Raw genomic sequence first — 24020 nt, forward strand, 5'->3', positions numbered from 1 at the left:
ACGAATACCTTCTGCGCAGTATGGGACACCAGTATAGGCCCAGCTGCCGGCTTAACCAAGGGCATCTCCCCCGCGGTTGTCTGTTAACATGAAAGTTCTTTTCTTATCAGGGACAGGCTTTGAATTTATGGCGCGACACCTGCCTACCCGATTTGCCCGAACTTTTGTCCGCATGGTCGAAGAGCGGGGCTATGATCCCGCCGCCGTGCTGGTGGCAGCGGGAATAGACTTTGACCCCATGGATGAAACCGCGAGTGGCTATCGCAATGAAATCAGTGCGATGGAGTACTCCCGAATCTACCAGCAGGTATTACGACTGCTTCAGGATGCCACCTTTGGTGTTACTCGCAGCGACCTGGCTGCACCGGGTGCATTCCGGATGATGTGTTATTGCATCATCTCCTGCCGGAACCTGGGGCAGGCAATCGAGCGTGCGGCGGAGTTCTACCGCACGTTCTTTGACGAGCAGAGCCAGCTTTTCACCCAGTTTGGTGATGACTATGCCAGTATCGGCTACTGCCGCAATGATGCGACGGCCGGTTTGCCCGTGGCGGCAGGTGATGTTTATGGATTGTCGCTCTGGCACCGGTTCTTCGGCTGGCTTTGCGGTCGTCCGCTGACCTTGGAACGGGTTGATTTCAGGGGCGGCGAACCCGACCAGATCGACAAATACAGTGAACTGTTTCAATGTCCCCTGCACTTTGACCAACCGCGGGATCTTTTATTCTTTGACAAAGGCTGTCTGGAGTGGCCGCTGGTGCATACCGAGCACTCTCTCGATGAATTTTTACGCACAGCCCCATACCAGTTGCTGATCATGGATGCCCGCACCGGTAACGACAATGTATCGGCCCAGGTGCGGGCCATGCTCGGCCACGATTTCCAGCAGGGCGTGCCGGGCTTTGATGCCATCAGCCAGGCGCTTAATGTATCGGCGCCCACTTTGCGCCGCCGGCTCAGGCGCGAGGGTACGACCTATCAGCTACTCAAGGACCAGGCGCGTTGCCAAGCGGCATGCCTTGCGCTCGATCGCCCTGAACTGTCGATCCAGGACATTGCCCTGCAATCGGGTTTCACCGATCCCAGCGCGTTTCACCGTGCCTTTCGCAAGTGGACAGGACAAACACCGGGCCAGTACCGGGCTGATCGCAAGGGGAGTGGAAATGGCCTCGGCAGTTCCGCAAACGGGCGTGCTCGGGTATAATATGGCGCCCTGTTTCCGGAGGCCTTATGTCCGTACGGCAAATTATCCAGGCCCGCCTCGAGGCTGACCTGGCACCACTTCACCTTGAAGTGGCCAACGAAAGCGACCAGCACAGTGTGCCGCCAGATTCTGAAACGCATTTCCGCGTGGTCGTAGTCAGCGATGCATTTGCAGGCCAGCGCAAGGTGGCTCGTCACCAGCGCGTTTATGGCGTGCTGGAGGCTCAGCTGAAGGGGCCGGTACATGCACTGGCCCTGCATACCTTTACTCCCGATGAGTGGCAGGCGCGGCAGCAGTCTGCGCCTGCCTCGCCCGACTGTCTCGGTGGCAGTAAAGCCGACCCCGGAGTCTGAACGTTATGGCACAGTCTGTAGTCGCGGCCCTGTACCGTTTTGTCACGCTGGAAAACTATCGGGAACTGCGCGAACCCCTCCTGGATGCCTGCCTTGCGGCGGGGGTAAAGGGTACCTTGCTGCTGGCGGCTGAAGGCATCAACGGCACCATCGCGGGCTCCCGTGAAGGTGTTGATGCGGTGTTGGCGTGGTTGCGTAGCGACGCCCGCCTGGCGGCACTGGAACATAAGGAGTCCCTGGATGAAGGGCTGCCGTTCTACCGGATGAAAGTGAAGCTCAAGCGGGAAATTGTCACCATGGGAGTGGAGGGTGTTGACCCCAATCGGGTCGTTGGTACCTATGTGTCGCCCCGGGACTGGAATGCTCTGGTTAATGACCCCGATGTTGTCCTGATAGATACCCGCAACGACTACGAGTGCGGGATTGGTACGTTTCGTGGTGCACGGGACCCGGAGACGACCAGCTTTCGCCAGTTTCCAGGCTATGTCCGGGAACACCTGGACCCGGCCCGGCACAAGAAGATCGCCATGTTCTGCACCGGCGGTATTCGCTGTGAAAAGGCCTCGGCATTCATGCTCAACGAGGGCTTTGCCGAGGTTTATCACTTGCAGGGTGGTATTCTCAAATATCTGGAGGAGGTGCCGGAGGCCGAAAGTACCTGGGAAGGAGAGTGCTTTGTCTTTGATAACCGTGTTGCCGTTAACCATCGCCTCGAAAAGGGTAGCTATGATCAGTGCCACGGTTGCCGGCACCCGATTACGGAAGACGACAAGGCCTCGGAAAAATATGAGCGGGGCGTATGTTGCCCGCTGTGCTATGACCGGTTGACCACTGACCAGAAATCACGCTTCGCCGAACGTCAGAAGCAGATCGAGCTTGCCGCGAGTCGCGGTGAGCAGCATGTGGGGGCGGCTCCACCCGGGCGCCAGCTGGCGTCGGTGGCTGCGGATCAGGAAGAACGTTACTGAAGCACCGTTTCGTGCAGCCGGTGCCTGAATATCGAGATCGGCACAAAGCGGCTGAGTTCCGCGCCGTCACCTTCTGAAATGACGCCGCTCAGCAAGGGCTCATCTCCAGAAAACTGAACCACCGCGCCTCCCGAGGCTCCCTTGAAGGCCCTGCAATCGCTGTCGCGGTGGCCACTGTTTTTGCCGCTATCATTCCGGGTAATGTGGCATGCAGGATCATAACTCAGGCTGTTACCGCCGGCGCCAATCCCCGTATCGCGAGAGTATCCCGCCATCACCAGTGGTAGCCCCGGATCTGCCTGTCGAGGATGTAGTGACAAAGGCTGTATCCGGCTGCCGGGTACGGCTTGGCGCAATCGCAAGATTGCCCAGTCTGCCTGCATACTGCCGCCGTCGGTTACCGGCACTGCTTCAATTCGCAGCGGTTGGCTGGCTTCCGGCAGCAGGGTGAATACGATCTTGTGAGTCAGGTCGCGGTAAAATTCCAGGCAGTGCCACGCGGTAATGATGGTATTGGCGCTGGTGGTGGACGTGGTCGCCACCAGGGTGGCGCTGCAGCGCTCCGTATAATGCCGGCGGTGCCCGGATTCGTACTTTACCCCGGGAACCCGCAGCTGGCCTATTGCCTGCAGCCAGTGGGGTGAGCTGCTGTCATAGCGTATACGGTTATCGTTGCCAGCCTGCACATTACCACTCGCCCCGCAGGCCACGAGCATCGGCAACAGGCAAAGGCGTAGGTAAAACAGCGCGTTCAGTGGATTTTCTCCTTCATGGATCAATATGTTGGTCACACCGGGTGCGGCAGGTCTTGGCCGACCCTGACTCGACCTTTAGCATGTTCGGGGATAGCGGCTGAAGTAGCAAGCGGGAGCAGGATATGGGACAGGGCAGGCAGTGTGTCGCGGTAGTGACAGGCGCGAGTCGTGGAGCGGGTAAGGGTATTGCGATAGCCCTGGGGAGTACCGGCGCGACCGTGTACATCACGGGCCGCAGCTGGAATGAGAATGACGCCGGTTTGCCGGGTTCGCTGCAGGCGACCGCCGAGGCAATTACAGCGGCGGGCGGTACCGCGATGCCGGTGTGTTGTGATCACTCTGATGACAGCCAGGTAGAAGCACTTTTTGCGCAAGTGAAAGAGCAGCAGGGCAGGCTGGACATTCTCGTCAATAACGCCACTGCCCTGCACGATGCGCTTACTGTAACCGGGCCTTTCTGGGAAAAACCCCTGGACCTGACCACAATCTGGGATGTCGGCATGCGTTCCCATTATGTGGCCAGCTGGTACGCGGCGCCGCTGTTGCAAGCCAACGGCGAAGGCCTGGTAGTGAATACCTCATCCTTTGGCGGCAGAATCTACATGCACGGGCCTGCCTACGGTGCGGGTAAAGCGGCGGTGGATAAAATGGCTCACGATATGGCGGTCGATTTTCGACCCGAGAACGTCACCGTGATCTCCCTGTGGATGGGACTGTTACTGACCGAACGTTCGCGCCGGGTGTTCGATGCCGAACCGGAAAAATACGCAGACCTGGTGGCGGGGGCCGAACATCCTGAGTTCAGTGGCCGGGTAATAGCCGCATTGTGGGCTGATCCCGGGCGTATGGAGTACAGCGGCAAGGTCTGCATCGGTGCCGAGCTTGGTGCAGCCTATGGAGTACTGGATATTAATGGCCGGCAACCGGCGTCGCATCGCGATTTTTTTGGTCCACCCACGACCTTTGGTGATGCGATTATTGACTGAGCGTTGCCGTACCCCAAATGAAGGATGTATTGCGGCCTGTCCGGGCTTTTAATGGAAGCTGTAGTTGTTCGCCAAATCACAGATGGGAGTTCACCATGACAATGCAACAGGCGGTTATGTCCAACAACACCGAGGGTAATGCCTACAGCCTCGGGTCACCGCGTGCGGAAGCGCTTCTGGCCGCAGCGCGCGCCATGGCGCCGGCGCTGCGCGAGCGCGCTGCCGAGTGCAGGGCACAGAGCCGCGTACCCGACGAAACCATTGCCGATTTCAAAGAGGCGGGTTTCTTCAAAATCCTGCAGCCCGAACAATGGGGTGGGTACGCCATGGATCCGCAGGTATTTTATTCAGTGGGCCTGGAGATCGCCCGCCACTGCATGTCCAGTGCCTGGGTTTTGGGCGTTGTCGCGGTTCACAACTGGCAGCTGGCGGTGTTTGATGATCGTGCGGCTCAGGATGTCTGGGGTGAAGATCCCGGTGTACTGATCTCGTCATCCTATGCCCCCGTGGGCAAGGTAACGCCGGTTGATGGCGGTTATCGCCTCAGTGGGCGCTGGAGTTTTTCATCCGGTAGCGCGCACTGCCAGTGGGCATTTCTGGGCGCGGTCGTTCCCGTCGAGGGCGCGCCTTTTGATATGGCGAATTACCGGACTTTCCTGGTGCCGGCAAGCGCTTATGAGATTGTTGATAACTGGGATGTTGTCGGCCTTCAGGGGACCGGCAGCCACGATATCGTAGTCGATGATGTTTTTGTGCCCGAGCATCGTACGCACCGCTCGATCGATGGTTATTATTGCGACAATCCGGGCAATGCCGTGAATGCCGCGCCCCTGTATCGCTTGCCGTTCATGCAGGTTTTTGTGCGGGCCGTCTGTACCGCCAGCCTGGGTGCACTGGAGGGAGAGCTGGATGATTTCATCGAAGTGGCGAAAACACGCAAGGCCGGCCCGGTGGCAATGAGTGCCGACCCGGCGGCCCGTGCAGTGGCGGCGACAGTAAAAGCGTCCATAGAAGAAATGAAACTGACCATGGTACGGAATTTTGATGCCATGATGGCCTGTACCCGGGCCGGCCAGCCGATCCCGATTGAGGACCGGGTGCGTTATCGTTACGATTCCTCGGTGGTAGCCGACCGCTGCCTGGAATTGTCCGGCGCAATGCTCAAGGCATCCGGTAGCGGCGGTATTCGGCTGGGTAGCGAACTGCTTTCCCGGCACCTGGACATCCTGGCCAGCCAGGCGCATGTGGCCAATCACTCCAGGCCATTTGCGGATAACATGGGGGGCATACTGTTCGGCGACGAGAATCGCGACTTCGCCATCTGATCATCGGCGCTTTCATACCATCGGAAACAGTGAGGAAAATTATGGGAACCAGGGGTTTATTGCCGGAAGGCCGCTACGCGAACTGCGCCAACGGGTATCGTATTCATTATCTTGATGAAGGCGAGGGGGACGTGGTGGTATTCCTCCATGGCTCTGGCCCCGGCGCCAGCGGTTACAGCAATTTCAAAGGTAATTACCCTGCCATGGCCGCAGCCGGCTACCGCTGCATTGTTCCCGATCATATCGGTTACGGGTTTTCCGATAAGCCGGATGACGTGGAACATCCGCTGTCGTTTTTTGTCGAATGCATCAAGCAGACCCTTGATGAGATCGGTGTTGCCCGTTGCAGCATCGTGGGTAACTCCCTGGGTGGCGCAATCGCCCTGGGCCTGGCACTGGATTACCCCGAGCTGATAGACAAACTCATCCTCATGGCGCCCGGCGGGCTTAGTGAACTGCACGAATACCAGCAGATGCCCGGAATGCAGAAAATGTTCCAGGTCTTTGGATCCGGCGAACCTGTCACCCACGAGGTGATGAAAGACCTGTTTGCCACCGGCCTGATGTATGACCCGGTTCATGCAACCGATGACCTCGTGCGCGAGCGCATGCAGGTCATGGAGCTCATGAATGGCCATGTCATGGCCACTATGAAGGTGCCCGTGCTGACTGACCGGTTGCCCGAGCTGGACTGCCCGGTGCTGGGTTTCTGGGGTATCAACGAGCGCATGATGCCGGAGAGCGGGATCATGGCGCTGGCGAAAAACACCCATCAGCTGCGCCTGATCCTGGTCTCCGAGTGCGGTCACTGGGTTATGGTAGAGCACCGGGATATGTTCAACCGCAACTGCCTGGATTTCTTGCACAATGGATAAACAGCAGATAGCCGCATTCGGGGAAGAGCTTTACCGTGCACTGCGCGAGTGCCGCACACTGGCACCGCTCACCGAACGCGCCCCCGGAATCACCATTGATGATGCCTACCATATCAGCCTGCATATGCTGGAGCAGCGGCTTGAGCACGACGGCGAGCGCATCGTGGGGAAAAAAATAGGGGTAACCAGTGCGCCGGTACAGGAAATGCTGGGCGTATTCCAGCCCGACTTCGGGTTCCTGACCAATGCCATGCTGGTTGCCGACGGTGCCGACATACCGATAGCCGGCCAGCTGATACAACCCCGGGCCGAAGGTGAAATCGCCTTTCGCCTGAAGCACGACCTGCAGGGGCCGGGTGTTACCGAAGAGGATGTACTCAACGCCACCGACGCCATCATCCCCTGTTTTGAAATCGTCGATTCACGTATCCGCAACTGGGAAATAAAGATTCAGGACACCGTGGCCGACAACGCCTCCTGCGGCGTCTACGTACTGGGCCAGAACGCCGTAGACCCGCGAGACTTTGACCTGCCCGAGCTGAAAATGCGAATCTGGAAGAATGGCGAACTGCACTCGGAAGGATATGGGCGCGCCGTACAGGGCAACCCGTTAACCGCCGTGGCCTGGCTGGCGAATACACTCGGCGAACTCGGCATACCCTTCAAGGCCGGTGAAATTATCCTCTCCGGCTCCCTGGCGCCCCTGATACCGGTCGTCGCCGGAGACGAAATGCGCCTCGAACTCGAAGGCATCGGAGACTGCAGCTGCCGCTTCGTATAACCGCGCCCCGGCCGGTTTGCCCGAAGGAGGCGCTGGTAGCGGGTGGCCCCTGCGGGACCGTCGGTGACAAGGATGTCACCGTCGAGCCCACATGGATGTGCTCGCAGCGTGTCCCGGCCGGTTCGCCCAAAGGAGGCGCTGGCAACGGGTGGCCTGTGCGGGACCGTCGGTGACAAGGATGTCACCGACGAGTCCACATGGATGTGCTTGCAGCGTGTCCCGCACAGGCCACCCGTTGCCAGCGCCGGCTAAAGTACATATATAGAAAACTGAAAAATCCCCACACACACGCACACACGGAACCAACACTATGAGCAACAGGATAAAGGCCGCCATCATAGGCCCCGGAAACATCGGCACCGACCTGCTGATCAAGGCCCTGCGCAGCGAATCTATCGAGCCCGTCTGGATGGTCGGCGTAGACCCCGACTCACCGGGCCTTGCAAGGGCCAGAGAACTCGGCCTCAAAACAACCTGCGAAGGCGTGGATGGTCTCATCCCACACATGAAAGAAGATGGCGTACAGATCTGCTTCGACGCCACCTCCGCCTACGTGCACGCCGAGAACAGCCGCAAAGTCAATGCGGAAGGTTGCGTCATGATAGACCTGACCCCGGCTGCCATCGGCCCATTCTGCGTGCCCACCGTTAACCTGGCGGAAGCCGTGGCGGCCAGGGCCATGAACGTCAACATGGTGACCTGCGGCGGGCAGGCCACCATACCCATGGTCGCCGCCGTAAGCCGGGTGCAGAAAGTCAGCTACGGTGAAATTGTCGCTACCGTCAGCAGCAAATCGGCCGGCCCGGGTACCCGCAAGAATATCGACGAGTTTACCCGCACCACCACCCGCGGCATCGAGCAGGTTGGTGGTGCCGAGAAAGGCAAGGCAATAATCGTCATCAACCCCGCCGAACCACCGCTGATCATGCGCGATACCATCCATTGCCTTACCGTGGATGAACCCGACCAGGAAGCCATCACTCGCTCGGTACATGAGATGATTGCCGAAGTGCAGAAATACGTGCCTGGTTACCTGCTCAAAAACGGTCCCGTATTCGATGGTAAACGCGTGAGTATCTATATGGAAGTCGCCGGCCTGGGAGACTTCCTGCCCCGGTACGCCGGCAATCTGGACATCATGACAGCGGCAGGGCTGCGCACGGCAGAAATGTACGCCGAAGAAATACGTGCCGGTCGCTTTACACCAATTGCGGCGTGATAACGAACCGTACAGCAAGAATCCGAAGGAGAAACAACCCATGAACCTGCAAGGCAAAAAGATCACAGTGCACGACATGTGCCTGCGCGACGGCATGCACCCCAAGCAGCACCAGATCACCGTGGATGAAATGGTCACCGTGGCGCGCGCCATGGACGAGGCCGGGATCCCCATGATCGAAGTGACCCACGGCGACGGTCTCGGTGGTGCATCGGTCAATTATGGCTTTCCTGCAGCCAGTGACCAGGAATATTTGAGCGCCGTCTGCAAGGCGGTAAAAAATACCAAAGTGTCGGCGCTGTTGTTGCCGGGTATCGGCACGGTCGATCACCTGAAAATGGCGGTCGATTGCGGTATTGCCAGTATCCGTGTTGCGACCCACTGCACCGAAGCCGATGTCTCGGAACAGCACATCAACATGGCTACCGGTATCTCCGGGCTGGATACGGTGGGCTTCCTGATGATGGCGCACATGATTTCGCCGGAAGAGTTGCTGGCGCAGCTGAAATTGATGGAATCATACGGCGCCAACTGCGTCTATATCACCGATTCAGCGGGTTACATGCTGCCTGATGACGTCTCGGCGCGGGTCGCGCTGGCGCGGGCCGAGCTGCGCCCGGAGACGGAACTCGGTTTTCATGGCCATCATAACCTGGGTATGGGGATTGCCAATTCGCTGGCAGCAGTGGAGGCCGGCGCCAACCGTATCGATGGCTCTCTCGCGGGACTGGGCGCTGGTGCCGGTAATACGCCGCTGGAAGTATTCCTGGCAGTGTGCGACCGCATGGGCGTGGCAACCGGGGTGGATCTGTTCAAAGCAATGGATATTGCGGAGGACCTGATTGTACCGATGATGGACCATATGGTGCGGGTGGATCGCGATTCCCTGACCCTGGGTTGGGCCGGTGTCTACTCGAGTTTTTTACTGTTCGCGAAACGCAGCGCGGCAAAATACGGGCTGTCGTCCCGGGATATCCTGGTAGAGCTGGGTCGCCGCCGCACCGTGGGTGGGCAGGAAGACATGATTGAGGACCTGGCGCTGGATATGGCCCGGGAACGGGATGCCGCGAAAGCCTGAGCAGGGCGCCTTTGACCCGGCCAAGTGAGGGCCGGCGGTGCTAGGAGCCTGTCGGACTTAAGGCTGTTCTACTGCGGAAAAGCCTTAAGTCCGACAGGCTCCTAGGTGCCGTCAGGCTGGTATTTGTCCTCGGTATCATACTGGGTGGTGTAGCGGTCCAGCAGACCCAGATCCAGTACCGGAGAAGCGTCAATATGTTCCGCGTCCATCATTTTTGCAATGCGCTGGAGTGAGGACGTGATCATACTTTGTTCCCACTCCTGGAGGTCTGCAAACTGGCGGGTAAATTGCTCCTGCAGGGGGATTGGCGCGCTTTTCAGGATTTCGACCGCGTCCGGCGTGAGGTGGGCATGTACCTTGCGCTTGTCCTCAACAGAGCGTTTGCGATAAACCAGGTTGCGCCGCTCAAGCCGATCGAGGATAGACGTTACCGTTGCCTGGCTGAGGCTGATGTCGGTGGCAAGTTCGCCAATGGTGACCTGGCCACGATTGCGTATCGTCTGTAACAACAGGATCTGTGGCGATGTCAGGCCCGTGGTTTTAGCCAGATGTTTCGAGTGCAGGTCGGTCGCACGGATCACGCGCCGCAAGGCGACCAGAACTTCATCAATCCTACCCAAAAGCATCCCCTCGTTTGCTGCTATTACTGCGTTTGTTGCCAATTTGGCCATGTGCTCAGTTTAACTCCCAAATACTCGGTTGCGATACCCGGCAAACCTGTGGCTGCCCCAGTTGATGGCCATGGCGCTTGATCGCGTCAGTTACAGCCATGTACTAACCTTTAGTTTTCGATGCACAAAAAATAGCACATTATTGCCAATAAGTACCCAATATACTCTAAGAACTGGAAAAATCGGTTTATATGTTCCCTCTGAGCGGTTATAATGTTTCGTGAACTAAAGAAATGAGGTGAAACTATTTTGAATACCCAGCTGGAACTGCGTATGCCCGTCGACACCGATGGTATGGCAGTGCACCAACTGATTGCCCAATGTCCTCCCCTGGACACGAATTCCGCCTACTGCAACCTTTTGCAATGTGCGCATTTCGGAATGACCTCGGTTGTTGCCGAGCGCGGCGAGGATCTGGTCGGCTTTATATCCGGCTACCGAATTCCTTCCCGGCCCCAGACACTCTTCATCTGGCAGGTTGCCGTTAGTGCCAAGGGACGCGGCCAGGGTCTGGCGGGTCGCATGCTGGATCATATCCTGGACCGGGATGGGAATACCGACATCAGCCACATGGAAACCACGGTTACAGAAGATAACGAGGCTTCATGGGCGTTATTTGAGAGCCTGGCTAAAAAGCGTAATGCCACGCTCAAGCGCACGGTCATGTTTGACCGGGAGCGCCACTTTCACGGCTCCCACGCTACTGAAATGCTTGCACTGATCGGGCCCTTGCAACGCCCGGCCCTGCAAACACCGCAGCCTGGCGCTGCACAGTAGTCACCCGAGCCACATCCGCTAGAATTTTTAACGAGGAACCAGATATGAATATCTTTGATGAAATTGAATCAGAAGTTCAAAGCTACGCTCGCTCTTTCCCCCGGTTGTTTAACCGTGCGAAGGGTGAATTTCTTTATGACGAGGAGGGTAATGAGTACCTCGATTTTCTCGCTGGCGCCGGCACCCTCAATTACGGCCACAATAATGATCTGTTCAAGAAAGAGCTTCTGGCCTACATAGAAGCTGACGGAATCAGTCATGGCCTCGACCTGCACACTCGCGCCAAGGAGTATTTTCTCGATACGTTGAATGAGAAAATCCTCAAGCCTCGCGGTCTCGAGTACGTTGTGCAGTTCACCGGCCCTACCGGAACCAACGCTGTCGAGGCCGCACTCAAGCTGGCCCGTAACGTCACCGGACGTGAAAATGTTGTGTCCTTTACCAATGGCTTCCACGGTGTAAGCCTGGGTGCCCTGGCAACAACGGGTAATTCCCACCACCGTGGTGCTTCGGGTGTCAGCCTCAGCGGCAGCAGCCGGATGCCCTATGATGGCTACCTGGGCGATGGCATTGATACCACCGCTTATTTTGACAAGGTGTTGTCTGATTCCAGCAGTGGTATCGATGCGCCGGCCGCTGTGATCGTGGAAACGGTTCAGGGAGAGGGCGGTATCAACGCGGCCAGCTTTGAATGGTTGCGTAACCTGGAGGCCGTATGTCGCAAGCACGACGTGCTGTTGATCGTGGACGATATCCAGTCCGGCTGTGGTCGTACCGGCACCTTCTTCAGCTTTGAGGAAGCCGGCATCAAGCCCGATATCGTTACCATGTCCAAGTCCCTCAGCGGTTACGGCCTGCCTTTCGCCGTAGTGCTGATTCGCCCTGAGCTGGATCAGTGGAAGCCCGGTGAGCACAACGGCACCTTCCGCGGCAACAACATGGCATTTGTCACTGCCGCGGCGGCAATTGACAACTACTGGTCCAACGACGAGTTTGCGAAGCAGGTACAGGCGAAAGGGCGTTATATTTCATCGCGGCTGGAAGCCATCACCAGCAAATACGGTGACGGCAGTTTCTCTCCCCGTGGGCGAGGCATGATGCAGGGTATTTACTGTGTCAACGGCACTCTCGCGGGCAAGATAACCCGCAAGGCTTTCGCCAAGAGCCTGATGATCGAGACCAGCGGTGCAGACAACCAGGTAGTTAAATTCCTGTGCCCGCTGACAATTTCGGAAGAAAACCTGAAGCGCGGTATCGACATTGTCGAGCAGGCAATCGCAGAGGTGTGTGCCGAGCAGGGTGATATCCCCTCAGAAGTCGACTTCTTCGAAGACGACTACAACATTCCCGCGGAAGAGCGTTTTAGCAAGGCGGGCTGATATCGGTCAATGGGCGGCCCCGACCGGGCTGCCCTGTTATCACATTGAACCGGTTAGGTCCCGAGGTAGCCCATGAATGAACATAGAGTAGAAAAGATCGGCGGCACGTCGATGAGTAACTATGCCGCGGTGCGCAACAGCATTGTCCTTGGCCAGAAAAATGGCGACACTGCTTATCAGCGCGTTTTTGTAGTATCCGCTTATGGCGGCATCACCAATCAGCTGCTGGAGCATAAAAAGAACGGCAAACCGGGTGTTTATGGCCTGTTCGCCAATAGTTTCAAAGAGCGCGGCTGGGCCAAGGCACTGGAAGGGGTGCGTGGCGAAATGTACTCAATAAATGCCAACCTGTTTACTGATAAGGAGGCGCTACAGGAAGCCAACGACTTTATTGGTGAGCGTCTTGATAATGCACGCAAATGCCTGGATGACCTGCATAGCTTGTGCGGCCATGGTCATTTCTCCGTGGAAGACCATCTGGAGACAGTGCGGGAAATGCTGTCCAGTGTGGGTGAAGCCCATAGCGCATGGAACATGTCCCGACTGCTGCAACGCGACGGCATCAACGCCACATTTGTCGACCTGACTGGCTGGCAGGCATTTACGCAGGTCACGCTGGATGAATGCATCAAGCAGGCATTCGCCGACGTTGATCTCGCGACGGAATTGCCGATCGTTACCGGTTACGCTCACTGTACCGAAGGTCTGATCAACAACTTTGACCGCGGTTACAGTGAAATGACCTTTAGCCGGATCGCGGTTCTCACTGGCGCCAGGGAAGCTGTCATCCATAAGGAGTTTCACTTGAGCAGCGCCGACCCACGATTGGTGGGCGAGGCCAACGCAGTCCCAATAGGCCGTACCAATTATGACGTGGCCGATCAGTTGGCTAACCTGGGTATGGAGGCGATTCACCCGAAAGCGGCCAAGGGCCTGCGCCAGAATGGTATTCCCCTGAGGGTCAGGAACACCTTTGAGCCGGAGCATACGGGGACATTGATCACTGGCGATTATGTCAGCGATACCGCCTGTGTTGAAATCATTGCCGGTTGCCGCGGTGTCTACGCGCTTGAGGTTTTCGACCAGGACATGGCGGGCAGCGTCGGTCGGTACGATACCGAAATCCTGCGTAATATCGCGCGCTTCAAGGCGCACGTCGTGGCCAAGGATATCAACGCCAATACCGTCACGCACTACCTGGATACCAACCTGAAAACGGTGAAGAGAATCAGGGAAGCATTACACGAGTTGTTTCCCGAAGCGGAAATCAGGAACCGGAAAGTGGCCATCGTATCTGCCATTGGCAGCGACATGCATGTGCCCGGTATTCTCGCCCGGACCGTGGGCGCACTGTCCAAGCACGACATCAGTGTGCTGGCGATTCACCAATCCATGCGACAGGTTGATATGCAGTTTATTGTCAACGATGATGATTATGAACTGGCTATCAGGAGCCTCCATGAATCGTTGGTGGAACCCCATGATCATGGTCGCGCCATATGCCTCGCCTCCTGAGATACTATCGCCCGGTCCCCGGATTCAGCCACATGGGATGTTTTGAAAGCCTGTAATAGAACATCTCGTGTGGCTCCACATTCACTGATTGATATCAATGTTTGTCTTCCCTGACTTCTCTACCATGCGCGCTGGGTGAATTTTCCGCCCACGTCCATAGTGAGGGTAGAAAGATGAAACGTGTGATGAGCCTGGCCATGGCTACCATGCTTGCCGGTATCGGTATCAATGCACAGGCCTATGAAGCGGGCGACTGGATTCTTCGTTTTGGTGCAACCACCGTGACGCCGAATGAAGACAGTGACCGAATAGGCTTACCTACCTCGCCTCAAACAGTATTGAGAGGCGTCTCAATCGATGACGATACGCAGTTCGGCATCATTCCTGTTTATATGTTTTCCGATAACGTGGGTATTGAATTGCTCGCAGCTTCCCCATTCGAACACGATGTTACCGTGAAAGGCGCGGGCATCAAGGCAGGTTCGGTCACGCATTTGCCGCCAACGCTCAGCATGCAGTGGTATCCTCGTGGTGGCCTGTCCGGCTGGCAGCCCTATCTGGGTTTCGGCGTCAACTATACCGTCATTTACGATGAGGAAGTGGATCCCGAGTTGGCCGGTGCACTGGGTTCACTACTGGGGGCCACTGAAGCCGAGCTGTCGCTGGACAATTCTTTCGGCCTTGCTGCCCAGGCAGGCATGGATTTCCCAATCACGGAAAAGTGGGCGGTCAATCTGGCGGTCTGGTACCTTGATATTGATTCGACTGCCAAAATCAGAACCGATGTTGGCGACGTGAAATTTGACGTGTCTATAGACCCCTGGGTTTATAACGTGGGCATCGCCTACAAGTTCTAGCTGTTGCCGCAGGCAGGTTAGTGGTGATTGTGCCGTGCATCATCAACCTGCTGCTGTTGCTGATGACCACTACCGCCATGATTGGTGTGATTGGCATGAGCCACGGCCATATAAATGGTCCAGAATCCAGAGGCCATCAACAGCACTCCCAGCAGCAGTTTAAGTCCCCTGCGCCGTAACAGGCCCTGTACCGCACCCGCACCAAAGCTGGTTGCCAGCATGGCGGGCAAGGTCCCAAGGCCGAAAAAAAGCATCATCAACGCCGATAGTCGGGCATCCTGTGCGGTCGCCGCCCAGGCGAGGCTACTGTAGATGAGGCCACAGGGCATCAACCCCCAACACAGGCCCAGGCCCGCTGCCTGATACCAGTGGCGTGGTGGCAGCAGGACACTGGACCACCGTTGTACCGGTCGCCATACAATAGCGCCGCCTCGCTCCAGCCACTGTAACCCCCGCCACCAGTCGGCGATATACAGCCCCATGGCAATCAGTAAGGCCCCTGCCAGATAACGCAGGCTGATGGTCCAGGCAGCAATATCGATGCTGGACGCAGCAAAGCCTAAAGCAGCCCCCAGTGCGGTATAGCTGGCGATACGCCCACCGTGATAAGCCAGTGTGATACCTTTGCCGCTGTTGCCACCCAGTTGCAGCGCTGCTGCGATGCCGCCGCACATGCCCACACAGTGACCGGCGCCCGCCAGCCCGAGAACGAATGCGCTACCGAGTTCAGTGATCATTTTTTTCTGTTTCTGTTTCTGTTTCTGTTTCTGTTTCTGGCATCTGCGTCGATTCCCGTTCCGGCTTATCTTCCGGCGCAAGTATGCGCCAGGCTTCCTTGTCCAGATCGTCATACTGGCCACTATCAATGGCCCAGAGCAGCAATCGAATGACAATAACGCAGAAGATAAGAGCGATTGGGATCAGGATATACAGGCTTGCCACAGGATTGGCGCCTCAGGTTGGGGATTTATGCAGGCGTAACGAATTCATCACCACGATCAGAGAGCTCAGCGACATGCCGATAGCGGCCATCCAGGGTGGGACAAAGCCCATGGCAGCCAGCGGTATGCCAGTGAGATTATAACCCAGTGCCCAGGCGAAATTCTGCAGGATGATGCTTTTGCATTGTCGCGCCTTTTTCAGGCTGTGGGTAACGGCGAGCAGATTTTCGTTGTCGATAACAAAATCCGCCTGGGCACGGGTCAGGTCGGTAGCACTGGCAACGGCAAAGGATGCATTTGCCAGGCTCAACAACGGGGCATCATTGAGCCCGTCGCCAACCGCTACCACGCTATGGCCCTGTTGTTGCCATGCCCGAACCCGTTCCATCTTCTGTTTCGGGGACAGACCGGTGCCGATGTGGTCAAAGCCCAGTTCGCTGGCGAGCAGGTGGCCGGCGACCGAGCTGTCGCCGCTGAGCAGGGCCAGTGTCATGCCCGCCTCGCGCGCCTCACGAATAGTCTGTGCAGCCTCAGGGCGCAATCGGTCGGACAGCCCGAACCAGGCCAGGGGCTGCCCGGGTTTACACAGGGCTACCCAGTATAGCTGTGAGTCTGGCGGCGGGGGCAGGTCCGGCGCGAACTGCCGGCAGTATTGTTCACTGCCCATGCGGTACTGCTCGCCCTGCCAGCTGGCTTCTATGCCTGCGCCGGCGGTGTAAACCGGGTTCAGTACTTCGGTCGGGGCTTCGATATTGGCAAAGGCGTGTGCGATCGGATGATTTGAGTGTTGCTGTAGCGCCGCGGCGAGTGTGGTCGCGCTGGCGGCCTGGTACCCGCGGTATGGAACTGTCTGCTGGAGCTGTAGCTGGCCCTCGGTGAGAGTGCCGGTTTTATCAAAAACCAGTAATCGTGACCGAGCCAGGGCTTCGAGTGCATTTTCACCGTGGACGATGACTCCCGCTTCACGCAGGGCACTGGCGGCGGCTGTCAATGCGGCGGGGGTTGCCAGTGCCAGTGCACAGGGGCAGCTTATCACCAGTACCGAGAGACATACCCACAGCACCTGGTCTGGCGCAATCTGGCTCCAGATCACGGCGGTAATCGCGGTGATCAGCAGTATGCCAGCCACAAACCAGGCGGACAGGCGATCGGCCATGCGGGCTATGGACGGTTTCGAGCGCTGCGCCCGTTCCACGCTGTGCTGCAGGGCCGCCAGGCGGGTGTTTTCGTAGAGGTTATCGGCAACGATGTCCAGTGAACCCTCAAGGTTGATAGTGCCGGCAAATACGGCATCCCCGGGGCTCACCGGGCGCGGTACGTATTCGCCGTTAAAGGTATCCTCACGCACAGCGCTGGTACCAACCCTGACCCGGCCATCAACGGCAATCGTCTCACCGACCCGGATACGGAGGGTGTCGCCGGCTTGTAATAACCGGCGTGAAATCCGCTGCCAGCGCTTATCCCGCAGTACGGTTACGGCCAGTGGCAGGCTGCTTTCGGCATCGTAACAGGCCAGGGCATGACGGCGGCGGATACGTTTTTCAAAGAAGCGCCCCAGCAACAGGAAGAACGTGAACATTACGACGGAATCAAAGTAGACCTCGCCGCCGCCTGTTGCCGTTGCCCAGACACTGGCGATAAAGGCCAGCCCAATGGCCAGTGCCACCGGCAAATCCATTACCAGGGACCCGCGACGCAGGTGACGCCACGCGCTACTGAAAAAGGTTCGTGCCGAATAGGCGACGACAAAGCCGGCAACCAGCAAGCTGACAATCCGCAGCAAGGTCTGGTGTTCGGTGGCAATACCCTGTAAGTCTCCCGCATGCAGGGCAATACCGAACATGCCTACCTGCATCATGCCGATTCCCGCAACCGCAACCCGGCGCAGGTCACCGCGGTAATCCTGCTCTATCTGTTCGCGCTGGGCGCTCGCCTGGAAGGGGCGGGCGCTATAGCCCAGCGATTCGACCAGGGCAAAGATACGGCTGGGTGAGATCAGTGCGCTATCAAAGTGCAGCCCCAGGCGCTGTTGCTGGAGGTTTACCTGGGCATCAAGCACGCCGGGCTCACGCAACAGGGTATGTTCTATCAGCCAGGTGCATGCGGCGCAGGTAATCCCACCCAGCAACAACCGGGCATGCTCGGTGCCGGCTTCTCCCGGGGAACAGAATTGCGCCCGCAACGTTGGATCGTCGTAGAGTCGATAGTGGTCGAGATCGTATTCCTGGTCAGGGGCGGGCTTTTGATTGAAGGCCGTGCGCTGTCGATAGAAGCTGGCCATACCGCTCTCGGCGATAAGGGTGGCAACCGCGCGACAGCCCGGGCAGCACATGGGCTGGGCAATATCCTCAATGACGGCGCTGAAGGGGTTGCCGGAGGGTACCGGTTCACCGCAATGAAAGCAGGCCTGTGCTCCGGTCACAGCGGTCACCGATGCCTGTTCAGGACTGCGCCGGTTGCGCGAAGTCGGTGTTGTCAATGACTCCGTCGAGGCGCCAGGCCGAATTATCACCAGCGCTCAGGGTCCAGTGCCAGCGCGTGGCCACGGGAGCGTCCAGCGCGCCGCTGTAGATCCCGGGCCCAACCCGATACAGCAGGGTACGGAAATCCCGATCTGCCTCCATGGGGTGGGAAAGGCGCATTTCCAGCGACGCATCGGTAACGGGGCCGGAAATAAACACGACAACTTCCCCGGTGTTGATGGCCAGTTGCACACCCAGGCCCAGCTGTTCGGCCAGTTGACGTTTTTCCAGCTGTCGGTTGATTGCCAGGCCTTCCTTGTAGTACTCGTCGATGACCATATCGTCGGCACTGCTGACGGCCAGGTAAAGCATGTTGAAACTGGCGATTACCACGCTGCCGGGCAGCGCAATGAGGAACCATGGCCAGAACTGGCGATACCAGGGTTTGGTGTCCATATCCGATAAGTGGTTCATTATAACGGCCTCATGAAACGTGATTCGGAACGTGCCTGCAGGTCTGGCTGATCGGTTGCCTGCGCCCTGAACACGATTTCCGCACTGGGCGTCGTCAGCTGCTCCGGGGCGGCCCGAACGCGCAGGTTAATATTGCGAATCTCGCCACCGAACAGGGTGTGCAGGGTATCACCGATGATGACCGCACCTTCGATACCGCTCACGTTGATTTCAAACTCGTGCATGGCATTGTCCATGTTGACCAGACTCAGGGTGTATATGTTCTCAATCTGGCCCTGAGCGGTGGTGATATACAATTCATTGCGATCGCGAATGACAGTGAGTTCAAGCGGTACACGGGTGAGAATCCGGTAACTGAACAGGCCTACCATCAATGAAAGCACAATGACGTAGCCGATAATTCGTGGACGCAGCCAGTGTGTCTTGCCGCCCTCCAGTTCCCGTTCGCTGGTGTATCTTATCAGGCCTTTCGGATAAGACATTTTATCCATGACCGAGTTGCAGGCGTCAATGCAGAGCGCACAACCGATACACTCGTATTGCAGTCCCTCGCGGATATCAATGCCGGTAGGACAGACCTGAACGCAGAGTTTGCAGTCTATGCAATCACCCAGGCCCAGCGCCTTATAATCGGCATTGCGCTTGCGCGGACCACGTGGCTCACCTCGTTTGGCGTCGTAGGAAACAATCAGGGTATCCTTATCGAACATCACCGACTGGAAGCGGGCATAGGGGCACATGTAGGTACAGACCTGCTCTCTCAGCCAGCCCGCGTTGATGTAGGTGGCGAGCGTAAAGAAGAGTGTCCATAACATGGCCCATTGCCCTGCCGAGAAGCGCAGCAGGTCCGGCAATAATTCGCGAATGGGGTAGAAATAGCCAACGAACGTGGCGCCTGTGGCGAAAGCAACAAATAGCCAGGAGCCATGCTTTGCAATTTTGCGCACCACTTTTTCCACTGACCAGGGCGCCTTGTCCAACCGCATACGTTGATTGCGGCTGCCTTCGGCGCGTTGCTCCAGCCACATGAAAATACTGGTCCAGACAGTCTGCGGGCAGGTATAACCGCACCACAGGCGCCCGGCGACGACCGTGACAGCGAACAGCGCGAAGGCAGCTATGATCAGTAAAAAGGCCAGCAGGGGGAAATCCTGCGGCCACAGGATCAGGTCGAAAATATAAAATTTGCGTTCCGGAAGGTCAAACCAGACAGCCTGGCGACCGTCCCACATCATCCAGGGCAACCCGAAATAGGCGATCAGTAGAGGCCAGCCTGTAAACAGGCGAATTTTCTGGAAGAAACCCTCAATCTTGCGGGTGTAGATCTTTTCCCTGCGCTGGTACAGGTCCAGTTCCCCGACTTCGGCCGGTGCAACCTCCTGAACATCAATAAGGTCCTGGTCCTTCATACACGAGTACCACTGCAGTGTCGGGACGGGTCCCGGAGAAAGGGCCGACCTCCCGCAACGGAGGCCGGCTGATTAACTAGTTACTGAGACTGTAGACATAAGCGGACAGAATATGGATCTTGTCCTCGGTAAGGCTGTCTTTGAAGGCAGGCATGACGCCGTTGCGGCCCGCGCGGAGCGTATGGCTTATCTGCTCACGGCTCCCTCCATAAAGCCAGATGCCGTTGGTCAGGTTTGGCGCGCCAAAGATTTCCTGCCCTTTGGCGTCCTGGCCGTGGCAGGCAGAGCAATAGGTGGCGTAATGCTTGGCGCCCGCAGCGGTCTTGCCCGGGTCGGTTTCGCGACCATTGAGTGACAGGACATACTCTGTGGCCTCAGCAATACCCTTGCTCCCCAGGACCGATTCCCAGCCCGGCATGACCGCGCGCCGGCCATTTACCAGAGTCTCTTTGATGGCGTCGGGGGTGCTGCCCCACTGCCACTGATCGTCGGTCAGGTTCGGGAACCCGTAGCGACCCTTGGCATCGGCGCCATGGCACTGGGCACAGTTGTTGCCAAACAGGCGCATGCCCATTTTACGTACCGCCGGATCCTGGGCAATTTCTGCAACGGGCATTGCCAGATAGCGGCTGCGCATCTCGCCGTAGCGTTCTTCCGCTGCTTCCACCTCGGCTTCGTACTGCCCTTGCTGGGTCCAGCCAATCAGCCCCGGGTAATTGCCCATGCCGGGATACACAACCAGGTAAGCGATAGCCCAGACGATTGTGATAACGAACATGTAAAACCACCACGCCGGCAGGGGGTTATCATATTCCTCTATGCCGTCGTAGACATGCCCGGTGGTGCGCTCGGTGGTACTGTCATCAGTCTTGCGATTGGCAAACAGTACCCAGGTCGTTCCCACGATCATGATGGTGGTGAGGATAATAATCCAGTAGCTCCAGAAACTAGCCATTCGGTAAATCCTCCTGCTTGCTGCGTTTCTCTGATTGTTCTGGTTTTTCCGGCGATTCTTCTGACACTGGTTTTTCAGGCTCTTCATCTGCAAACGGCAGATGCGCGGCCTCCTCAAAGCTTTTCTTGCGCTTGCTGCTGTAAACCCAGATGCACAACCCGACAAATGAAACAAAAATCAGGATCGTGCTCAGGCCTCTGAGATCATTGATATCCATAGCATCAGCGCCTCGTCTGCAGCAGGGTGCCGAGTTGCTGGAGATAAGCCACCAGGGCATCTATTTCCTTGCGGCCATCAACGGCTTCCGCGGCGCCGGCAATATCCTCATCGGTATAGGGCACCCCGACCTTGCGCAGGGCCGCCATTTTTCTCCCGGTGGTTTCCCCATTGATTTCATCATCGAATAACCAGGGGTAGGCGGGCATATTGGATTCCGGCACAACATCACGCGGATTGTAAAGGTGGGCGCGGTGCCAGTCATCGCTGTAGCGCTGCCCAACCCGCGCCAGGTCCGGGCCCGTGCGTTTGGAACCCCAGAGGAACGGGTGGTTGTATACCGACTCTCCCGCCACGGAGTAATGCCCATAGCGCTCTGTTTCGGCCCTGAGGGGGCGCACCATTTGCGAATGACAGCCAACGCACCCTTCTCGTATGTAAATGTCCCGACCCTCAAGCTCCAGCGCGGGCAGTGGCTTCAGCCCGGCAACAGGCTCGCTTACCTGCTTGCCCATAATCAGCGGAACCAGTTCCACCAGGGTGCCAAAACTGATGGCGACAATGACGAACACGATCATGATGCCGATATTCGTCTCTATGACCTTATGTTTCATGCCTGGCCTCCCTGAGCCGCGCCGGCAGCCAATGGTTCTTCCGCGCTATCCCATGCACGGTCCTTGCGCACCGTCATATAGACGTTGTAGGCCATTATCAGCATGCCACCGAGGAAGATCGCACCGCCCGCCAGTCTTACCAGGTAGCCCGGGTAGCTCGCGGCAACCGATTCGACGAAGGTATAGGTGAGGGTGCCGTCTTCGTTATAGGCTCGCCACATCAAGCCCTGCAGAATGCCGTTAACCCACATGGACGTGATGTACAGCACCGTGCCGATAGTCGACATCCAGAAATGGACATTAATGAGATCCACGCTGTACATGCGGGACCTGCCGTACAAAACCGGGATCAGGTGATACAGGGTGCCGATACTGATCATGGCGACCCAGCCCAGCGCGCCGGAGTGCACATGCCCGATCGTCCAGTCGGTGTAATGTGACAGGGCATTGACTGTCTTGATCGACATCATGGGCCCTTCGAAGGTAGACATGCCATAGAATGACAGACTTACCACCATGAACCGGAGTATGGGGTCGGTACGCAATTTGTGCCAGGCACCGGAGAGCGTCATGATGCCGTTGATCATGCCGCCCCAGGAAGGCGCCAGCAGAATAATCGACATCACCATGCCCAGGCTTTGAGCCCAGTCGGGCAGGGCGGTGTAGTGCAGGTGGTGGGGGCCGGCCCAGATATAGACAGCCACCAGTGCCCAGAAATGAACGATACTCAGGCGATAGGAATAGATTGGCCGCTCCGCCTGTTTGGGCACAAAGTAATACATCATGCCGAGGAAACCCGCAGTGAGGAAAAAACCGACTGCGTTGTGACCGTACCACCATTGCACCATTGCATCGACGGTTCCCGCATAGGCCGAATAGGACTTGGTCATGGTAACCGGGATGGATGCGCTATTAATCAGGTGCAGTATTGCCACCGTGATAATGAAGGCGCCGAAGAACCAGTTCGCCACATAAATGTGCTCCACCTTGCGCTTCATGATGGTACCGAAAAAGAGTATGGCGTAGCTCACCCAGACAACCGTAATCAGTATGTCGATGGGCCACTCCAGTTCGGCGTATTCCTTGGTCGAGGTCAGGCCCAGGGGCAGTGTGATAGCGGCCGCCACGATTACCAGCTGCCAGCCCCAGAACATGAAGGCCGCGAGCTTGTCCGAGATCAGGCGAACCTGGCTGGTGCGTTGCACCACGTACAGGGACGAGGCGAACAGTGCACTGCCACCAAAGGCAAAGATCACCGCATTGGTGTGTAGAGGCCGGAGGCGACCATAACTGGTCCAGGGAAGGTCGAAGTTGAGGGCGGGGAACGCCAGCTGTGCGGCGATCCACACACCGACCAGCATGCCCACAATTCCCCAGACCACCGTCATGATGGCAAATTGACGCACAACCTTGTAATTATAGGTTGGGTGCTCCAGAGCAGCGTTGAGTTCACTCATTGTTAAGGTCCACTTTCATAAAGACGAAAATCGAGGGCATTGGGTTATCAGACATCGGTAAATGCGGGGCCCGCGCCCATGTCCCAGATGATAACGGTGGCTACCAGCAGGGAGACCAGAATCACCAGGCTGACGGCCATGACCGCGGTAGAAAACAGGAAACCACGTTCTTCCGGTATGCGCATCATGATGGGAATGCCGAGGTAAAGCAGGTAGACCGACCAGCTTGCGGCGGTGACGGCCACCAGCAGATCTACCCAGAGCAGCGGGTAGAAGCCCACAAGGCCAAAGATGAACATGGGGGTAACCGCCAGGCCGGCAATGACAATGCCCTTGGCGAGGGTGGTCTCGGCGCCATAAGTGCCCGCCATCCAGTGAATGAAAAAACCGATCGCGACGATACAGCTGACCATGGCGAAGTAGAACAGAATACACAGCTGCAGGGCGCTGTCGGTGGTTAGCCGGATGGGGTTGTCGCCGTTGACTGTCCAGCCGATATGCGAAGTACCGTAATACCATGCGACCGCTGGCAGTAAAGCGAGAATGAAGGGATACAGGACCAGCATATTGAGCGAACCCCGGGGCAATTCTGCAATTCTGCCCCACTGGGCGCGAGGCCTGACCAGCAGTCCTATGGTATGTTGGATCATGTTGGTGTTCTCCCCAGAGTGTGTTGTGCCCGGCGCATGGGCATTCTAGTGACCTGTGTGGCCAGAACCATGATACAGATCAAGAGACTGCAGTGCCTG

25 protein-coding genes are annotated in these 24020 nt (G+C 57.4%); 13 read left to right on the forward strand and 12 right to left on the reverse strand.

The window, feature by feature from the left end; genetic code table 11:
- Nucleotides 1-127 precede the first annotated feature (127 nt).
- The 3 genes from CWI75_RS06775 to trhO are packed head-to-tail and all read left to right on the forward strand — an operon-like array spanning nt 128 to nt 2525.
- Nucleotides 128-1204, forward strand: a complete 1077-nt coding sequence (locus CWI75_RS06775) for an AraC family transcriptional regulator (protein WP_101520718.1) — start codon at nt 128-130, stop codon at nt 1202-1204.
- A 26-nt stretch (nt 1205-1230) separates the two neighbouring features.
- On the forward strand, nt 1231-1557 hold the full coding sequence (locus CWI75_RS06780; protein ID WP_101520719.1) for a BolA family protein: 327 nt from the start codon (nt 1231-1233) through the stop codon (nt 1555-1557).
- Nucleotides 1558-1562: 5 nt separating this feature from the next.
- Complete coding sequence (gene trhO, locus CWI75_RS06785) at nt 1563-2525, forward strand: oxygen-dependent tRNA uridine(34) hydroxylase TrhO (RefSeq protein ID WP_101520720.1); 963 nt, start codon at nt 1563-1565, stop codon at nt 2523-2525.
- Here trhO and CWI75_RS06790 read toward each other — a convergent pair.
- Nucleotides 2519-3316, reverse strand: a complete 798-nt coding sequence (locus tag CWI75_RS06790) for a trypsin-like serine peptidase (protein ID WP_101520721.1) — start codon at nt 3314-3316, stop codon at nt 2519-2521. The two genes, trhO and CWI75_RS06790, sit on opposite strands and share 7 nt — an antisense overlap.
- Before the next feature lie 86 nt (nt 3317-3402).
- Here CWI75_RS06790 and CWI75_RS06795 point away from each other — a divergent pair, with 86 nt between their 5' ends.
- From CWI75_RS06795 to dmpG, 6 genes are all read left to right on the forward strand, one after another.
- A complete protein-coding gene (locus tag CWI75_RS06795) occupies nt 3403-4266 on the forward strand; it encodes an SDR family NAD(P)-dependent oxidoreductase (RefSeq protein ID WP_101520722.1) in 864 nt (287 codons plus the stop codon).
- Nucleotides 4267-4361: 95 nt separating this feature from the next.
- Nucleotides 4362-5591, forward strand: a complete 1230-nt coding sequence (locus tag CWI75_RS06800; RefSeq protein ID WP_241521111.1) for an acyl-CoA dehydrogenase family protein — start codon at nt 4362-4364, stop codon at nt 5589-5591.
- Nucleotides 5592-5632: 41 nt separating this feature from the next.
- Entirely contained in the window at nt 5633-6466 is an 834-nt protein-coding gene (locus CWI75_RS06805) for an alpha/beta fold hydrolase (RefSeq protein ID WP_101520723.1), read from the forward strand.
- Nucleotides 6459-7247: a fumarylacetoacetate hydrolase family protein gene (locus CWI75_RS06810; protein WP_101520724.1), complete on the forward strand. Its 789-nt coding sequence runs from the start codon at nt 6459-6461 to the stop codon at nt 7245-7247. The genes CWI75_RS06805 and CWI75_RS06810 overlap by 8 nt, the downstream gene beginning before the upstream one ends.
- A gap of 310 nt (nt 7248-7557) precedes the next feature.
- The gene (locus tag CWI75_RS06815) at nt 7558-8466 is read left to right on the forward strand and encodes an acetaldehyde dehydrogenase (acetylating) (RefSeq protein WP_101520725.1); all 909 of its coding nucleotides are present in this window, start codon (nt 7558-7560) and stop codon (nt 8464-8466) included.
- A gap of 40 nt (nt 8467-8506) precedes the next feature.
- Nucleotides 8507-9544, forward strand: coding sequence for a 4-hydroxy-2-oxovalerate aldolase (gene dmpG, locus CWI75_RS06820; protein ID WP_101520726.1), 1038 nt, complete (start codon nt 8507-8509; stop codon nt 9542-9544).
- Between the two features lie 101 nt (nt 9545-9645).
- On the opposite strand, the gene CWI75_RS06825 is transcribed toward dmpG, so the two are convergent.
- Nucleotides 9646-10164, reverse strand: coding sequence for a MarR family winged helix-turn-helix transcriptional regulator (locus CWI75_RS06825; protein WP_241521112.1), 519 nt, complete (start codon nt 10162-10164; stop codon nt 9646-9648).
- A 300-nt stretch (nt 10165-10464) separates the two neighbouring features.
- Between CWI75_RS06825 and ectA the strand changes: the two genes are divergently transcribed.
- The 4 genes from ectA to CWI75_RS06845 all read left to right on the forward strand — a co-directional run bounded on the left by ectA (nt 10465) and on the right by CWI75_RS06845 (nt 14743).
- Entirely contained in the window at nt 10465-10992 is a 528-nt protein-coding gene (gene ectA / locus CWI75_RS06830; RefSeq protein WP_241521113.1) for a diaminobutyrate acetyltransferase, read from the forward strand.
- Nucleotides 10993-11036: 44 nt separating this feature from the next.
- Nucleotides 11037-12371: a diaminobutyrate--2-oxoglutarate transaminase gene (gene ectB / locus CWI75_RS06835; RefSeq protein WP_101520728.1), complete on the forward strand. Its 1335-nt coding sequence runs from the start codon at nt 11037-11039 to the stop codon at nt 12369-12371.
- A 72-nt stretch (nt 12372-12443) separates the two neighbouring features.
- Nucleotides 12444-13886, forward strand: coding sequence for an aspartate kinase (locus CWI75_RS06840; RefSeq protein ID WP_101520729.1), 1443 nt, complete (start codon nt 12444-12446; stop codon nt 13884-13886).
- 173 nt (nt 13887-14059) lie between these two features.
- On the forward strand, nt 14060-14743 hold the full coding sequence (locus tag CWI75_RS06845; protein WP_101520730.1) for an OmpW/AlkL family protein: 684 nt from the start codon (nt 14060-14062) through the stop codon (nt 14741-14743).
- Nucleotides 14744-14760: 17 nt separating this feature from the next.
- Here the strand turns inward: CWI75_RS06845 and CWI75_RS06850 are convergent, their stop codons facing one another.
- The 10 genes from CWI75_RS06850 to CWI75_RS06895 form a co-directional block, all read right to left on the reverse strand.
- Nucleotides 14761-15480 (reverse strand): sulfite exporter TauE/SafE family protein, encoded by a 720-nt coding sequence (locus CWI75_RS06850; protein WP_101520731.1) that lies wholly within the window; start codon nt 15478-15480, stop codon nt 14761-14763.
- The gene (gene ccoS, locus CWI75_RS06855) at nt 15470-15685 is read right to left on the reverse strand and encodes a cbb3-type cytochrome oxidase assembly protein CcoS (RefSeq protein WP_101520732.1); all 216 of its coding nucleotides are present in this window, start codon (nt 15683-15685) and stop codon (nt 15470-15472) included. The genes CWI75_RS06850 and ccoS overlap by 11 nt, the downstream gene beginning before the upstream one ends.
- Before the next feature lie 12 nt (nt 15686-15697).
- The gene (locus CWI75_RS06860) at nt 15698-18163 is read right to left on the reverse strand and encodes a heavy metal translocating P-type ATPase (protein ID WP_241521114.1); all 2466 of its coding nucleotides are present in this window, start codon (nt 18161-18163) and stop codon (nt 15698-15700) included.
- The gene (locus CWI75_RS06865) at nt 18126-18620 is read right to left on the reverse strand and encodes a FixH family protein (RefSeq protein ID WP_101520733.1); all 495 of its coding nucleotides are present in this window, start codon (nt 18618-18620) and stop codon (nt 18126-18128) included. The genes CWI75_RS06860 and CWI75_RS06865 overlap by 38 nt, the downstream gene beginning before the upstream one ends.
- Nucleotides 18620-20029, reverse strand: a complete 1410-nt coding sequence (gene ccoG, locus CWI75_RS06870) for a cytochrome c oxidase accessory protein CcoG (protein ID WP_101520734.1) — start codon at nt 20027-20029, stop codon at nt 18620-18622. The genes CWI75_RS06865 and ccoG overlap by 1 nt, the downstream gene beginning before the upstream one ends.
- A 76-nt stretch (nt 20030-20105) precedes the next feature.
- A complete protein-coding gene (gene ccoP / locus CWI75_RS06875) occupies nt 20106-20984 on the reverse strand; it encodes a cytochrome-c oxidase, cbb3-type subunit III (RefSeq protein ID WP_101520735.1) in 879 nt (292 codons plus the stop codon).
- Nucleotides 20977-21201, reverse strand: coding sequence for a cbb3-type cytochrome oxidase subunit 3 (locus CWI75_RS06880; RefSeq protein ID WP_101520736.1), 225 nt, complete (start codon nt 21199-21201; stop codon nt 20977-20979). Before CWI75_RS06880 ends, ccoP begins: the two co-directional genes overlap by 8 nt.
- Before the next feature lie 4 nt (nt 21202-21205).
- Nucleotides 21206-21814 carry a cytochrome-c oxidase, cbb3-type subunit II gene (gene ccoO / locus CWI75_RS06885; RefSeq protein ID WP_101520737.1) on the reverse strand — a complete coding sequence of 203 codons (609 nt, stop codon included), beginning with the start codon at nt 21812-21814 and terminating at the stop codon, nt 21206-21208.
- Nucleotides 21811-23271, reverse strand: coding sequence for a cytochrome-c oxidase, cbb3-type subunit I (gene ccoN, locus CWI75_RS06890; protein WP_101520738.1), 1461 nt, complete (start codon nt 23269-23271; stop codon nt 21811-21813). The genes ccoO and ccoN overlap by 4 nt, the downstream gene beginning before the upstream one ends.
- Before the next feature lie 47 nt (nt 23272-23318).
- A complete protein-coding gene (locus CWI75_RS06895) occupies nt 23319-23921 on the reverse strand; it encodes a Yip1 family protein (protein ID WP_101520739.1) in 603 nt (200 codons plus the stop codon).
- Between the last annotated feature and the right edge of the window lie 99 nt (nt 23922-24020).

The sequence above is a fragment of the Kineobactrum sediminis genome (assembly GCF_002868715.1).
GTDB lineage: Bacteria > Pseudomonadota > Gammaproteobacteria > Pseudomonadales > Halieaceae > Kineobactrum > Kineobactrum sediminis.